Annotated in this window: 11 protein-coding genes and 1 pseudogene; 5 read left to right on the top strand and 7 right to left on the bottom strand. The window is 63.6% G+C overall.

The window, feature by feature from the left end:
* Window positions 1-5 precede the first annotated feature (5 nt).
* The 5 genes and pseudogenes from ABRP28_RS21190 to ABRP28_RS21210 all read left to right on the top strand — a co-directional run bounded on the left by ABRP28_RS21190 (window position 6) and on the right by ABRP28_RS21210 (window position 4,786).
* Window positions 6-415: pseudogene (locus ABRP28_RS21190) on the top strand (rhodanese-like domain-containing protein).
* Window positions 416-501: 86 nt separating this feature from the next.
* Window positions 502-1,914 carry an MBL fold metallo-hydrolase gene (locus tag ABRP28_RS21195; protein WP_350004760.1) on the top strand — a complete coding sequence of 471 codons (1,413 nt, stop codon included), beginning with the start codon at window positions 502-504 and terminating at the stop codon, window positions 1,912-1,914.
* Between the two features lie 110 nt (window positions 1,915-2,024).
* On the top strand, window positions 2,025-3,335 hold the full coding sequence (locus ABRP28_RS21200; RefSeq protein ID WP_181039492.1) for an MFS transporter: 1,311 nt from the start codon (window positions 2,025-2,027) through the stop codon (window positions 3,333-3,335).
* Between the two features lie 66 nt (window positions 3,336-3,401).
* Window positions 3,402-3,968 (top strand): DUF2243 domain-containing protein, encoded by a 567-nt coding sequence (locus ABRP28_RS21205; protein WP_104443570.1) that lies wholly within the window; start codon window positions 3,402-3,404, stop codon window positions 3,966-3,968.
* Window positions 3,965-4,786: a cytochrome c oxidase assembly protein gene (locus ABRP28_RS21210; RefSeq protein WP_104443569.1), complete on the top strand. Its 822-nt coding sequence runs from the start codon at window positions 3,965-3,967 to the stop codon at window positions 4,784-4,786. The genes ABRP28_RS21205 and ABRP28_RS21210 overlap by 4 nt, the downstream gene beginning before the upstream one ends.
* A 287-nt stretch (window positions 4,787-5,073) precedes the next feature.
* Here ABRP28_RS21210 and ABRP28_RS21215 read toward each other — a convergent pair whose 3' ends face one another.
* The 7 genes from ABRP28_RS21215 to ABRP28_RS21245 all read right to left on the bottom strand — a co-directional run bounded on the left by ABRP28_RS21215 (window position 5,074) and on the right by ABRP28_RS21245 (window position 13,636).
* Complete coding sequence (locus ABRP28_RS21215; protein ID WP_104443568.1) at window positions 5,074-5,667, bottom strand: DUF4913 domain-containing protein; 594 nt, start codon at window positions 5,665-5,667, stop codon at window positions 5,074-5,076.
* Window positions 5,664-7,367: a type IV secretory system conjugative DNA transfer family protein gene (locus ABRP28_RS21220; protein ID WP_104443567.1), complete on the bottom strand. Its 1,704-nt coding sequence runs from the start codon at window positions 7,365-7,367 to the stop codon at window positions 5,664-5,666. The genes ABRP28_RS21215 and ABRP28_RS21220 overlap by 4 nt, the downstream gene beginning before the upstream one ends.
* Window positions 7,364-8,950 carry an ATP/GTP-binding protein gene (locus ABRP28_RS21225; RefSeq protein WP_104443566.1) on the bottom strand — a complete coding sequence of 529 codons (1,587 nt, stop codon included), beginning with the start codon at window positions 8,948-8,950 and terminating at the stop codon, window positions 7,364-7,366. The genes ABRP28_RS21220 and ABRP28_RS21225 overlap by 4 nt, the downstream gene beginning before the upstream one ends.
* Entirely contained in the window at window positions 8,947-10,512 is a 1,566-nt protein-coding gene (locus ABRP28_RS21230; protein WP_104443565.1) for a hypothetical protein, read from the bottom strand. The genes ABRP28_RS21225 and ABRP28_RS21230 overlap by 4 nt, the downstream gene beginning before the upstream one ends.
* Before the next feature lie 31 nt (window positions 10,513-10,543).
* Window positions 10,544-12,400 (bottom strand): hypothetical protein, encoded by a 1,857-nt coding sequence (locus ABRP28_RS21235; RefSeq protein ID WP_350004756.1) that lies wholly within the window; start codon window positions 12,398-12,400, stop codon window positions 10,544-10,546.
* A gap of 46 nt (window positions 12,401-12,446) precedes the next feature.
* Window positions 12,447-13,223: a hypothetical protein gene (locus tag ABRP28_RS21240; RefSeq protein ID WP_374153025.1), complete on the bottom strand. Its 777-nt coding sequence runs from the start codon at window positions 13,221-13,223 to the stop codon at window positions 12,447-12,449.
* Between the two features lie 77 nt (window positions 13,224-13,300).
* Window positions 13,301-13,636: a hypothetical protein gene (locus ABRP28_RS21245; RefSeq protein ID WP_104443563.1), complete on the bottom strand. Its 336-nt coding sequence runs from the start codon at window positions 13,634-13,636 to the stop codon at window positions 13,301-13,303.
* Window positions 13,637-13,643: the final 7 nt, after the last annotated feature.

Raw genomic sequence — 13,643 nt, forward strand, 5'->3', positions numbered from 1 at the left:
CGGCAATGCCAGGGGACCTTGCGTACCGCACTGTCTCGGCAGGCGAACTCGCCACAGTGTGGCCCCAGGCAACACTGGTGGACGTTCGGAGCAGGGAAGAGCATGCGACCGCACACGTCCCGGGTAGCCTGAACATTCCCCTGGACGAATGCCCTCCCGGCTTGCCGACCTCCCCGGCGGCACGCTTTACCTCATGTGCGGGTCAGGAAAACGCAGCAGCCAGGCCGCACGGATCCTTACCGACCGCGGATACCAGGCCGTCAATGTGGCCGGCGGGATCACCGAGTGGTACCGCAACGGCCACCCCGTCACCTATCAACCCACCCCGGAAGTCCCGTCGCGACAACAGCCGGGCCATGCCCCGGCCGGCCTGCGCAGGCTCCTCCACCGGCTGCTCCGCAGGAAAAACACCTAGGCCCCAGTCCACTTGTGCGATACCCCCCGGGGTATCTGGATTCAGAACAAACCTCCAAACCCCTTTCAACCGAAGGAGATCACCAGATGCTTATCGAGCGCATTTACGATGAAGACCTCGCCCAGGCCAGCTACCTGATCGGTTGCCAGGCCAACGGCACCGCCATCGTCGTTGACGGCCGCCGCGACATCGCGGTCTACCAGGACCTGGCTGAAAAGAACGGCATGAAGATCGTGGCCGTTACCGAAACCCACATCCACGCCGACTACCTGTCCGGCACGCGCGAACTCGCCGCTGCCACCGGCGCGAAGATCTACGTCTCCGGTGAGGGCGGGCCGTACTGGCAGTACGAATTCGACGGCGAACGCCTTTACGACGGCGATAAGATCACCATCGGCAACATCAGCATCCAGGCAGTGCACACCCCGGGCCACACCCCCGAGCACCTGTCCTTCCTGGTCACCGACGGTGCCTTTAGCGACCAGCCCGGTTACCTGCTCTCGGGTGACTTCGTCTTCTCCGGGGACCTGGGCCGGCCGGACCTGCTGGACGAGGCAGCCGGCGGCATCGACACCCGCTTCGAAGGCGCCAAGCAGCTGTTCGCCAGCCTGCGGGACAAGTTCCTGACGCTGCCGGACTACGTCCAGGTCCACCCGGCGCACGGCGCCGGCAGCGCCTGCGGCAAGGCCCTCGGTGCCATCCCGTCCTCCACGGTTGGCTACGAGCGGCTCTACTCCTGGTGGGGCCCCTACCTCGCCGCCAACGACGAGCAGGGCTTCATCGATGAGCTCCTCGACGGCCAGCCCGACGCGCACGCCTACTTCGGCCGGATGAAGCGCGAAAACCGTGAAGGCCCCGCCGTCATGGGAGAACGCGCTCCGCTCGAGGAACTGGACACCGCTGACGTCGCAAAGGACCTGGCGGCGGACAAGGTCACGTTCATTGACACCCGGCCCAACAGCGAGGTCCACGAAGGAACGGTAGCCCGTTCCCTGAACGTACCGGCCGGGAAGTCCGTGGCCAGCTACGGCGCCTGGGTAGTGAACCCCGAGACGGACAAGAACCCGCTGGTGCTGCTCGCGGCAGACCAGGAGCAGGCCATGGACATGTGGGACCACTTGGTCCGGGTCGGCATCGATAATGTCGCCGGTTACGTCACCAGCATCGAAGGGCTCCCCGTGACCACCCCGAAGCTGATCCAGCCGGAAGAGCTGCAGGGTTTTGACGCCGCGATGGTCGTGGACGTCCGTAACCGCAGCGAACACATCGCCGGGAACATCCCCGGCTCGTACCAGCTCAGCGGCGGCCGGGTTATGTGGCACTTGGACAAGCTCCCCACGGACGGAACCATCGTGACCTACTGCCAGTCGGGCGTGCGGAACTCGGTGGCAGCCAGCGCCCTGCGCCGGGCCGGGTACGACGTCGTCGAACTCGACGGCAGCTACGCCGCCTGGGACGCCTTCCAGCAGACCCGACAGAACGCCGTGTCAGCAAAGTAAACCCCTAAGACCGCCCGGGCAGGACCCCCCTCCTGCCCGGGCCCGCCCGGACGCGTCCCCCACGCGTCCGGGCATCTTTATGTCCCCGGCACGAAAGCGAGCATCACGGAATGGCCAGAACAAAGACGGGAAGGACACTGGACTCCGTCGGTGTCGTGCTGGGCCTGCGGCAAAATCTGGCGCAGTTCATGCTGCTGGTGGCAGTGAACGCCCTGGTGGGCGCCACCCTGGGCCAGGAGCGCACCGTGCTGCCGCTGCTTGCGGACCAAGTCTTTGGCGTGGGCCAGTACACGGCCGCCCTGACGTACATCGCGGCGTTCGGGCTGGCCAAAGCTGCCACCAACTACTTCGCCGGAACCTTCTCGGACCGCTACGGCCGCAAACCCGTCCTGGTCGCTGGTTGGCTTATCGCCCTCCCCGTGCCGCTGCTGCTGATCTTCGCCCCTTCCTGGGGGTGGATCGTCGCGGCCAACGTCGTCCTGGGCGTCAGCCAGGGCCTGACCTGGTCCACCACAGTCATGATGAAAATGGATCTCGTCGGTCCCGAACGCCGCGGCCTGGCCATGGGGCTCAACGAAGCTGCCGGCTACCTCGGCGTTGCGGGCACTGCGCTGGCCACCGGCTACATCGCTTCAACCTACGGTTTGCGTCCAGGTCCCTTCCTCCTCGGTGCCGCCTTCATCGCCGTCGGCCTCGGACTCTCAGTCCTGACCGTCCGGGAAACCCACCACCATGCCAAAGCCGAAGCTGCTACCCATGTCCCGGTCCATGCCGGCAGTCATGGGGGGCTGAGCAACCGGGACGTCTTCACCCTGACCAGCTTCCGCGACAAATCCCTGTCCTCCGTCAGCCAGGCCGGCCTGGTCAATAACCTCAACGACGGGCTGGCCTGGGGCCTGTTCCCCGTCCTGTTCGCCGCAGCAGGGCTCAGCATCGAACTTATCGGCATCCTCGCCGCCGTCTACCCTGCCGTCTGGGGCGCCGGGCAACTGATCACCGGCCCCCTCTCGGACCGGATCGGCCGCAAACCGCTCATCGCCGGGGGCATGCTCGTTCAAGCCCTGGCCCTGGCCCTGATCGCCGCAGGAGAAGACTTCGGAACCTGGTTCGCCGCCGTCATCCTGCTCGGCGCCGGAACGGCCATGGTCTACCCCACACTGCTGGCCGCTATCGGCGACGTTGCCCACCCTGCCTGGCGGGCCCGCTCAGTCGGGATCTACCGGTTATGGCGCGACGGGGGCTTCGCTGTAGGCGCCCTGCTCTCCGGCCTCATCGCCGATGTCTACGGCATCCCGGCAGCCGTCACAGCAGTCGCTGCCCTCACCGTCGCCTCGGGGGTCCTGGTCGCCCTCCGGATGCGCGGAACCGACCACAATATCCCCGCAGGTCAGACGGACAAAGGCGTGGACCCCGAAAGATAGTAAGCATACTGTGTAAACAGTGGGTGCAACTCCGAGGATTACCCAAACGATGAGAACGGAGCGAACATGTCAAACCCAGCAGCAACACCTGACAGGAATCACGAAACCGCGCCCAAAGCGATCACCCTTCCCGGGATCATTCTCGGGGTCGGGCTTGGCGGGTTCGTTGACGGGATCCTGCTGCACCAGATCCTGCAGTGGCACCACATGCTCTCCAGCTCCGAGACCGCAAACGTCGACATCGGCGCATACCCGGTCACCACCGTCCACGGGCTGCAGATGAACACCCTCTGGGACGGGTTCTTCCACACCATCACCTGGCTCGCGGTACTCATCGGGCTCGGCATCCTGTACTCCCGGATCCGCGGATCCCGCGGCCGGATCTGGGCCTCGAAAGTCCTCTGGGGCTGGGTACTGGTCGGCTGGGGGATCTTCAACGTCACCGAAGGCATCCTGGACCATCACCTGCTCGGCATCCACCACGTCGTCACAGGTGAGTTCCAGACGGTGGCGGACATCCTGTTCCTGATCTTCGGGGTGCTCCTGATCGCCGGCGGCTGGGCGCTGCAGCGCACCGGCCAGGTCCTGGACCTGGCCGCAGGTGACCGGCGGGCGGCAGCCGGCAGCCGATGACACCTGGCCATGACACCCACGCCCACCAGGGCGCAGGGGCACTCGAGGCAGGGGTGCCGCTGGTCCTGCTCGTCCTCATCGTCCTGGGATACGTGGTCCTCGCTTACGCCCGGAGCACCGAGCCGCGCGGCTGGAACCCCTGGCGCACCACAGCCTTCGTCACGGGCGCTGTGCTCCTCGCCCTGGGCCTGATGCCCCAGACCGCCCCGTACCCGCCAGGCAGCCTGCCCTCCCACATGTACCAGCACCTGCTGATCGGCATGTACGCACCGATCGGACTCGTCCTGGGGGCGCCGGTCACCCTGCTGCTACGCTCCCTGCCACGCCGGACCGGAAAAACCATCGGCCGGGCATTCAGATCCCGCCCGCTGCACCTCCTCGCCCACCCTGTCACCGCACTGGTCCTGAACGTCGGCGGCCTCGCTGTCCTGTACTTCACCCCGCTCTACACCGCAGCAACGCAGGCGCCGGGCCTGCACTGGCTCATCCACATGCACTTCCTGCTCGCCGGATACCTCTTCGCCTGGGTCATCGCCGGGCCCGACCCCGCACCCCGACGGCCCACAGTCCCGGCCAGACTCGTCATCCTCGGCGTAGCGATCGCCGCGCACGCCATCATCTCCCAACTGCTCTACGCCGGCCTGTACGTCCAGGTCACAGCCACCGCCTTGGAGCTCCGCCAGGCCGGGGAACTGATGTACTACGCCGGAGACATCGCCGAACTGATCCTGGCCTTCGCCATGGTCACCACCTGGCGCCCCAGCCCAACCGGCAAGCATCCACGAAACCTGCAAGAAACCGTACCGGGAACGGCTTGACGCAGCGCACCGGCTGCGTTCCTACCCCGGGCCGCCAGCGCTCATGCGCCCCATGTGCCGGCAGTGTCCTGCACCTTTGGAGCGCGAGTTCGCCCAGTTGGTGAACGCCCCAACCTGACGTCAGGCAGTAACAAGGTGAGCGTCAGACTAGGCCCTGAATGCGGTTGCCACACGCTCCCGCTCGCCAGTCTTAGGTTCAAACCTGACAGCCGGTTGTCTCCGTGGCATCCAGCAGTATGCAAAGAAGTGCACGGAACCAGTGGTTCCGTGCATTTCATTTTTCAGCCCTAGTTTTCGGCGGTGGATGGTTCTTTAGCGCCGAGTTTGGCGAGAAATTCGGTGAATTTGTCGTCGGTGGAGTTTCGGAAAGAAGGCCGGGGGTCCACATGTTCGGTGTGGCAGTTGCTCAGTCCCCAAGGCTTGGATGCGATGCGGTCGAGCATCGGCCAGAAGATGTCCCTGTGCCAGCTGGCCGGGTCGGTCACGGGGTCTTTGTGGCCGTAGTTCGCTGCCCTCCAGCTGAGCCAGGCTGCGGTGAGTTCTTCCACCACGGGACTATGCCGGTACCAGCAGCCGTAGATGCGGGAAGTGTCCGATACGCCGTATCGGTCGTTGATCCAGTCCACCCACTCGCGCAGCGTTTCCATGAGAGCGACCGACTTCTCACCATCGAGTTCTTTCCAGTTCCAAGGAGCTGGTGTCTTTTTCGGCGGTGATGCCAGGAGGTCTTCGACCGCCTGGCCCATCGCTTCGACGGATCCTTGCAGGACGGTAAGCCGTTCCTCGTGCTCGACCAGCACCTCTTCAATGCCCTCGGCCACCATCGCATCGCCGCCGTCCGCAGGGGAGGGCGGAAAAGGTTCGCGAGATTCTTCGGTCATCGGATTGCTCCTTGCCTGTCGCGGCGTTGTTGCGCTGTGGCCTTGTCTTCCTTGATTTGATTTGCGTCCGCGCGTTCCCACCAGGGCATGAGTTTGACCCTGGCCGGGGCGACGTTGCTGTAGTGCATGAAGGCTTCTCCTACAGGGAGCTGCTGAATCTCGTTGCCTCGGATCACGGGTCGTTCTTCCTCGCTGATGGTCCGGGAAGATCCGCCGCGCCCCTGGGAAGTGGAGACGCGTTCCTTGCGGGTAGTCCCCGCGGCCCGGGCAATCTTGTCCAGTTCATCGAGTTCTTCCAGGCCAGGGAGGAACAGCCTGATCGATGACGTTCCACGGATTGCCGTGGCTGCTTCGGCTCCCCATCGCTGCCGGTTCTGGGCAAAGGACTGGCTGAACCCGATGATGCGGATCCCGCGGCCGCCGGAATCCGAGAGGGCACCGGCCATGTCCGGGATGGCAGCGACATTCGGGGCTTCGTCCAGGACCATCGTCAGTACCGGCCAGAGCCTGCCCCCGGGCATGCCCTGGGAAATGCGCTGGGCTTTGCGGAACATGAAGTCGGCAAACATCGCCACGAGCGGGGCGACCGGAGAACGTTCCCCGTCCGTGAGCAGGTAGATCGTGTTCGGCTTTTCCAGGAACTTCTCCATGTCGAATCCTTCTCCCTTGGGTGGGGTCAGGGTGTCGAGGGCTTTGGGGGACGTCAATGGTTCCAGGAGGCCGGCGAGGGTTTCCTGGATGGAGTCCACCGTTTCGCCGGCCCGGGAGGTCGTGAGAGTACGGAGCCTGGCTGTGAAAGCTGCGGGGGCTTTGTGCTGGGTCAGTATTTCCAGCGGCTCGGTGTCGGTGAAGTCGTTGGCCCATTTCACGACGTCATCGATGCTCTTATCTCCCAGCGCGGCCGCGTGGAGGAACCTACCCAGGATCGCGGCGGCTTTGGAATTGAAGAAGTCCCCGTTCTTCACGTCTCCCATCGGCTGCGCCCCGGCCCAGGCTTTACCTCGGGCCAGCGCTTCGTCGGGATCTTCGCAGCCGTCCACGACGTTCCACCTGACCTTGTTCGACCACCCGGAAATGTCCTGAAGGTCGAACACGGAAACATCACCCCGACGTTCGCGGGCGATGGCGGTGAGCATGAGCAGGTCATTTTTGGTGGACGTGGCAATCACGGCACCTGGTGCATCCAAGGTGATGCCTACGGCCAGGAACAGGGTCTTACCGGAGCGCTGCGGCGCGAACACCCACATCGAGTCTTCGTGCTGGACGTAGAGGGTCTGACCGTCGAGCTTGCACAGGGCGACGATCATGTCCTCTTCAGTGGCATCCGCCGGCAGCTCCAGGGACTGCTTGGCTTTGGCCAGTGCTGCGTTCTTGCCCATCCGCTTTTCGAGGTCCTTGTACCGGGGCAGCCCGTCATCGCGGTGCTTGTTCCCGCCGAAGATGGCCATGAGCATGCCCGTCCCGACGAGGGCCAGGACAGCGAGAACGATCAGGATCCAGGTCGCCGCTCCGGGCCAGAGAAATTCGCCGGCCTTGATCTTGGCCCACAGGGCGGAGAAGTCCGTCCAAGGCATCCCGGTGGGAGTGATCAGTTCTCCCAGGAACGCCGAGACCCAGCCCAGAACAACCAGCCCGGTGGCGAGGGCGGCCAGAGCGATCTTCATGACTGAATCCGTGGACATGGCCTTGGCGGTGCTCATGCTGCTTCCTCCCGTGTGTCGGCTTCAACCTGGTTGATGGTGGCCGTGGATTTCATGGCCTTATCGGTGTCGGTGAGTTCGATTTCCAGGGCGCTGCGGACGTGGATGGCAATAAAAGGATCCTTACCGCCGATCCGCATCATGCAGGTGCCTTTGGTCAGGGACGCGATATCGGCCGCGGACCCGGCGGGCAGGTTGAACATCCGTTCGCATGCCCAGGCATCATCGGATTTTTGCTGCTTGTAGAGCAGGACCGTTCCGCATTCTTTGAGCATGGCGATGGCCGGTGAGTCTTCGGGAATGTCGGAGATGTGGTGGAACGCGAACATGCACGAGAGCGACAATGCGCGGGAGAGCTTGGTGTTGCGGCGGGTTACCTTGGCAACCGAGCCCTGGACTGTGTGCCAGGCTTCCTCGATGACCAGGACAGTGGGGACTGCTTCGCTCTGACGGTAGAGAGTGTTCGCCAGCCACGTGTTGATGATCGTCATCACGATCGCTAGGGCCGGCCCATCCTCCGGCAGCAGGGACACGTCAAAGACGGTCAGCCCGGCGTTCAGGGAAATTTCCTCGCTCGTTGGTCCGTCTATCAGGCCGGCTAGGTCGTCTTCTATCATGCGTTCGAGCTCAAACGCGGGGTCCTGTCCCCACTGTCGGATTTCTTCCACGCTCAGGTTCGAGGCCGTTGCCGCGTCCGCGTCGGGTGCGTAGAGAGCGGAAAGGACGTGGCGGATATGGGCGATTTCATGGTTCGCTGCCGCCGTGCGGAGAGCCTGTTTGTGGGCCATGCGGACTGCTTTGCCTTCCTTGGGCAGCAGCGGCCGGCCTAGGGCTTCTTCAACAACAGCACGGACCAGCATGGACTGGCCTGCCGGGGTGGAGAGCGCGGTGTCGTCGTGGCTGTCTTCATTCAGCCGGGCAGCGATGCGCGGGTCCAGGATGTTGATCCTGGCCCCGCCGCCGCCGACCATGAACTTCACCGGTGTGATGCCCAGGCGTTGGGCAAGCGAGGTGTATTCCCCGCCGTTCTGGTCCAGCTGGTACTTCTTATCGATCACGACAACCCGACGGCCAAGGAGCAGCTGCCGCAGCACCGCCCAGGTTTTGATCCCGGAGGACTTGCCCTGGCCAAGATCCCCGATGAAGCAGACGTTCGGGGATTCGAGCTCGTTGCCGTAAGACGTGAACGGGTCGTGGACGACCATCCAACCCGATCCGGCATCGATCCCGAACGCCAGGCCCCGGTGCGAGGTGGGAGGTGAGGCGATGGCCATGTGTGAAAATTCCATCTGCCGGGTGGAGGACAGCACTCCCGGGGCCGCCGGATCGTAGTAGCCCAGATGCGAGGCACGCGGACTCTTCCGCTCACAATGCCACTGCACGGCTGCCTTGCTCTGGGCATCGTTAGTGCGCTTTTTCTTTCCTGCCCGGCGTTTGGCTGCCAGGGCATCCTCGGTCGCCAGTGCGGCCCCGTGTTCGGCGTTGAGGTGCTGCTGCTTAGCGCGGGAGCGCTGGGTGCGGCGTGATGTGGTGGTCAGGGCCCAGGGCATCCGCAGGCCTTTGATGAGTTTGGGGGTGTTCATCGGATTCCTCTCGTGAACGGCATGGTGGTGATCAGGGCCAGATCGTTGCGGTGATCCATCCAGTCAATGAATTCGATCCCGGCATCCGCGGCAGCAGCCTCGATCAGGTCAGCGGTGGCCAGCAGCTCATCCTCTGATTCGACGGAGTAGGAGATGTAGAGCGCGTACGCGGCACCGTGGTGCCCGGAACCGGGTTTGAGGTCCAGGAGCCTTTGGCTGGATGCGCCCATGAGGACTTCTTCTGATCCGTCGGTGACGACACCGGATTTGGCGACTTCCTTGCCCTTGGCGCGGTCCATGGCCGCGTCTGTGCGGGCTTTCCCTCGTGCGGTGCGGGCATCGGAAAGTTCCATCACCATGGAGACGGTGTGGACCACGGCCGGCTGGATTCCGGAGACCAGGGATTGCAGTGCGGAGACGGGGATCGCTTCGGGGCTGAAAGCTGAGGCCGGGACGTACCCGGTGCGGGTGTGCCAGTGGCCGTTGATGACCACGGAAGAATCCGAGGAATCGCCGTCCAAGTGCTGCCAGCAGTCTGCCAGGTCCGCGTTCTCATCATCGTCGATGTCGAAATCCGGATCCTGAAGGTGCCGCAGGAGCGCCGCCATCTGTTCAGGTCCCAGGGTGCGGTAATCCTGAATGCCGCCCATCATCTGCGCCTGGGCCAAAGCGGTGCGGATTTCCTGATGAATTGCCAACCCCAGTCCGGTGTCCCCGCCGCCAAGTTTGGAGGCCTTCAGGGACAACGCAGCGGACCGAGGAATGCGGAAGGTCTCGTAGGTGCGGTGCTGTTCTGAGCGGGACTGCAAGGTTTGCACCAGATCCCCGTAGGAGGTGATCAGCAGCCGGTTGATGCCCTGGGCCTGTTTGTCCTTGATCCACAGCAGGTGGTCTGTGGAATCCATGGGTACGGCGCGGGAAAGAGTTTGGACGTGGGAAATGAGGGACTGCCGGCGGGCCATGCGGGCCAGGAACTGACCGCGGGCCACATAAGCGGAGTCTTCCCGGTTTTCCTCGCGGATCCCGGAGGAGGAACCCATGACTTCCACGGTGACCGTGTAGTACGGGGTTTTGATCCGGCCGCCGTGACGAAAAACCGTCATCGGGCCGGTAGGGGTCTGCACGGTGAACGGGCGGACCGTCCCGACCATAAGCGGGGCATTGTTCCGGTGTGTCACCGGAACCTCGATCATGCCCTTTTCGTCGGCCCGGGCACGGTCGGCTTTGCCGGCCTTGACCATGCGGGTCTGATCCCGGAACTTCACCGGAACAAACGTCGCGGTCTTGTTTTTCCGGCGGGAGCGCTGGTGGTGCCGCTCCACGAGCAGAGCACCGAGGGACCGGTACCCGGTGATCTTGCTCGGAGTGGTCAGCACGATACCGAGGCCGATGATCGCAGCGCCCAGGATCAGGCCAAGCACGATCACGTCCGAGAGAGCAATGATCGCCACCATCCCTGAAGCCAGGGCGATACTGAGCCCAATCCACTCAGGACCGGTGCGGTTCCCGCCCCACAAACCACGGCGGGAAACCTCACCACCGACAACAACCATGCGTCCCATCAGACCTACTCCCCTGCTTTCGTTCTGCTCATTACCGGCCGCTGATGTGATCGGTATCGGGCACCATCGAGTTCACGCTCTGACGGCCGCGCAGTGCGGCCTGCCGTGATGCTTCACGCCCGGCCAACAGGAACGCTGTCGCCCCGCCTGCGGCGATCTTGGCGGATCCGCGAGTGGCCGCCATAGTGCCCCGGCCAACAGCCCCAACTCCATTGCGGGCAGCAGCAGCAGTTTTTCCGGCCGGAGTACCGGCCCGGTCATCGCGCTGCGCCTGGGCAATGGTGCGGGTATCAGGTGCAGCCGGTGCATCTTGGCCAGCGGCTCCCATCCCGGCAGTCCCCTGTCTGGTGCCGCCGGCACTACGACGGCCACCACCTGTAGTTGCGCCGGCCCCGGCTGCACCACCGGTCAGACCCCCTTCAGGACCGGCCGAGAAGCCGGGTCCGCCTGATGTCTGGGCTGCCGCCCCGCTCACGGCAGCACCGGAGCGCCCACCGCCGGAGCTGGACTGTGCCTGCATGGTGCGGCGCTGACGGATCATTGCACCGATCCCGGCACCGGCGCCGGCCACCATTGCTGCCCCTGCAATCGAGGGCCGGTTAGCACCCAATGAACTGGCTGAGGATGGCAGTATCGGGACGAATTTGAACAGCAGCGCGGGCGAGAAGGCCAGGACCACCATTGCGGCGGCCGCGATGAACACCGAGGAGGCGTTCACCAAGGCATCCCCGGTACCCTCGCCCTGGAACGCGGGGCGGTTCGAGATGAAGCTGAACAGCGCACCCATGATCAACAGAATCAGCGGTTTGGACAAGGCGATACCGAGCCACAGCGACCCGGCCTTGGCGACGCGGCCCCGGTGTTCGGGATGGATCATGAACCCGATCATCAACGCAATGCCTACGCCCAGCAGTGACAGGGCGAGCGGCTGCAGGGCGAACAGCCCCAGGAGCGCCCAGGCTCCGATGAACAGCAACCCGAACAGCAACACGGCTGCCAGCGGTCCGAAAACGCCACTGGACTCGTAGGAGGCGAAACGGGAAATGCTTGTGGCGAAGTCCCCGATCTGGTTCGAGGTCCAGGGGCTGATCGACTCAGTAACCTGAACCAATGCGTTATTGCCCACGTACCCCAGAACCGGGCCGAACAACGCCAAAAGAACCGCGAGTGGGGCGTACCAGATCACCGACTCACGCATAGCGTCCGGGTCGATCCTTTCGTCCGAATAATCCTTGAACAGCTTGAAGAACATCAGAGCCAGCAATACGATCCCGACACCGGAAAAGACCGACCAGGTGTTCCGGAACCCGTCATCGACCTGAAACTCCGAGACTTTCAAGAGGTTCACCAGAACCTCGTTCGTGGCCGTTACGCCGGCTTCCTTGGTCGAGTTCGCAAACTTCTCAAACCCGTCCTTGGCATTGGCGATAAACGCCACTGTGTCTACCGCGCCCAACACAAACTGCCCACCAGGCTGCGTAGAAACAGCCGTACGCAGCACAGCCCCAGCAATCGGAGAAAACTTCGACCAAGCAGCTTCAGCGACGCATAATCCTGTGGTGGCCGGGCGGGCCCCTTCATTAGCCATGGCAGTGCAGAACTGGGTTTTGCTTACCTCGGGTTTGTAATCAAGGGACTGTTCCGGGGTGGTCAGGAAGCTGTTGAAAGCCCGCGCGGACATTCCCTCGCAATCCTGCCCAACCATGCTTCCGCTGAAAAGGCCCGGTTGGCAGACGCTTTTGGCCATTTCCCGGTTCAATCGGTCCCGGATGCCATCACGTTGATCGGCCGGAAGCCCAGCCAACCTTTTCATCTGATCAGCATTCAGCTGTTCGGACGCGTTGACTTCGTCCGCTGCCTGGGCCGCTCCAGCGGTGACGACGCCCATGCCGAGGAACAGGGCCAGGCACGCGGCGCCAAGCCGGAGTCGGGTACTAACGCGTAGCGTTCGCATACTCGACCCACCCTTCCTTGCTCAGGTCCTCGAAATACCGGGCCAGGATCTGCTCATCGAGCGGCGGGATTTTCCCCGTGGGAGGCACTCCCAGGCCGCCAGTGGGGCCTTTATCTTTCAGTCGGGACACCAGGTCGGAGTCATTTACGCCTGTCACGGCGTTGGAGATTTTCCAATCTTCCTTCCATGTCAGTTCCATGGTTCTGGTGCCGAAATATCCCTGTGGCAGGGAGTCACTGACTCCGAGGGCGCCAAAAAACACCTGCACCACGGCTGTCTTCTTCGGCTCGCAGGAAACCGTTCGGTACAGGCCGCCGGCCTTTACGTTGGACTGTTCCATCCATCCACCGGCAAAAGACTTCAGCTGATTGCCTTGGGCTTTGGCATCGGCAATGACGCTGAACGGGAGAAGGGTCTGCTCCAGCCATGGGCCGGGGACGGCGAGAGAATTCAGGGTCTCTTTCTGTGTCTCCCAAGTTTCGAGATTTACGTCAACCAGGAGTGGCGTGTAGTTGGCTGCTGCCTGCGCTGCGGAGTCGCAGGAGCCGTTGTAGCCAATAGGGGTCCTGCCGTCGGCGGCTGTTTTGGTTCCGCCCTCCCCGATGTTGATTTTGGAGACGGGGAATCCAAGCGTGCCAGCGACCATGCCCGTCTCTGCACTGGGTTCCGGCTGTGCAGCCTGTTCCGCGGGGCGGAGGTTGATCAGGACGACGGCGACTGCCACGATCACCACGACAGCGGCGATCGCGATCAGCATTTTCCATTTTGTTCTCATGGTCTGGTTCCGTTCTTCAGTAGGAGAAAGCCGCCAGCGACGAAGTCTGACACTAGTGTTTAGGCTCCTGCTGCGGCTGTCAGTGCGAGGATGCCGCCGATGATGACGCTGGCGCCGGCGACGGCTGCGAAGGCGACGCCGCTGCGCTTGGCACCGTCCGCGCCATCTGCAATGTCGTCCGAGTGGCCGCGCTGCCGGGCGATTCCCCACTTGCCCAGGTTCATCAGGAAAGCGGCGGTGACCAGGATCAGCACCAGGGCCCAGAGCCCCCCGAGGATCAGCTGGATCGCGCCTTGGAACTGAACTCCGAAGACGTTGATGTTGGGGGTCACGCCGTCCAGGGGGTTATCTGCGGCCGCGGGGATGGTGACGGTGGTGAGGATGCTCTTGAACATGGTGTGG

Origin of the sequence: Pseudarthrobacter sp. WHRI 8279 (genome assembly GCF_040224115.2) — a bacterium.
In the GTDB taxonomy this organism is placed as follows: domain Bacteria; phylum Actinomycetota; class Actinomycetes; order Actinomycetales; family Micrococcaceae; genus Arthrobacter.

What these genes read in the sequence shown, in the direction of transcription:
- ABRP28_RS21240 (WP_374153025.1), bottom strand. Translation starts at nt 13,223, where the DNA reads ATGCTGATCGCGATCGCCGCTGTCGTGGTGATCGTGGCAGTCGCCGTC.
- ABRP28_RS21245 (WP_104443563.1), bottom strand. Translation starts at nt 13,636, where the DNA reads ATGTTCAAGAGCATCCTCACCACCGTCACCATCCCCGCGGCCGCAGAT.
- ABRP28_RS21225 (WP_104443566.1), bottom strand. Translation starts at nt 8,950, where the DNA reads ATGAACACCCCCAAACTCATCAAAGGCCTGCGGATGCCCTGGGCCCTG.
- ABRP28_RS21210 (WP_104443569.1), top strand. Translation starts at nt 3,965, where the DNA reads ATGACACCTGGCCATGACACCCACGCCCACCAGGGCGCAGGGGCACTC.
- ABRP28_RS21205 (WP_104443570.1), top strand. Translation starts at nt 3,402, where the DNA reads ATGTCAAACCCAGCAGCAACACCTGACAGGAATCACGAAACCGCGCCC.
- ABRP28_RS21215 (WP_104443568.1), bottom strand. Translation starts at nt 5,667, where the DNA reads ATGACCGAAGAATCTCGCGAACCTTTTCCGCCCTCCCCTGCGGACGGC.
- ABRP28_RS21235 (WP_350004756.1), bottom strand. Translation starts at nt 12,400, where the DNA reads ATGGGCGTCGTCACCGCTGGAGCGGCCCAGGCAGCGGACGAAGTCAAC.
- ABRP28_RS21195 (WP_350004760.1), top strand. Translation starts at nt 502, where the DNA reads ATGCTTATCGAGCGCATTTACGATGAAGACCTCGCCCAGGCCAGCTAC.
- ABRP28_RS21220 (WP_104443567.1), bottom strand. Translation starts at nt 7,367, where the DNA reads ATGAGCACCGCCAAGGCCATGTCCACGGATTCAGTCATGAAGATCGCT.
- ABRP28_RS21200 (WP_181039492.1), top strand. Translation starts at nt 2,025, where the DNA reads ATGGCCAGAACAAAGACGGGAAGGACACTGGACTCCGTCGGTGTCGTG.
- ABRP28_RS21230 (WP_104443565.1), bottom strand. Translation starts at nt 10,512, where the DNA reads ATGGGACGCATGGTTGTTGTCGGTGGTGAGGTTTCCCGCCGTGGTTTG.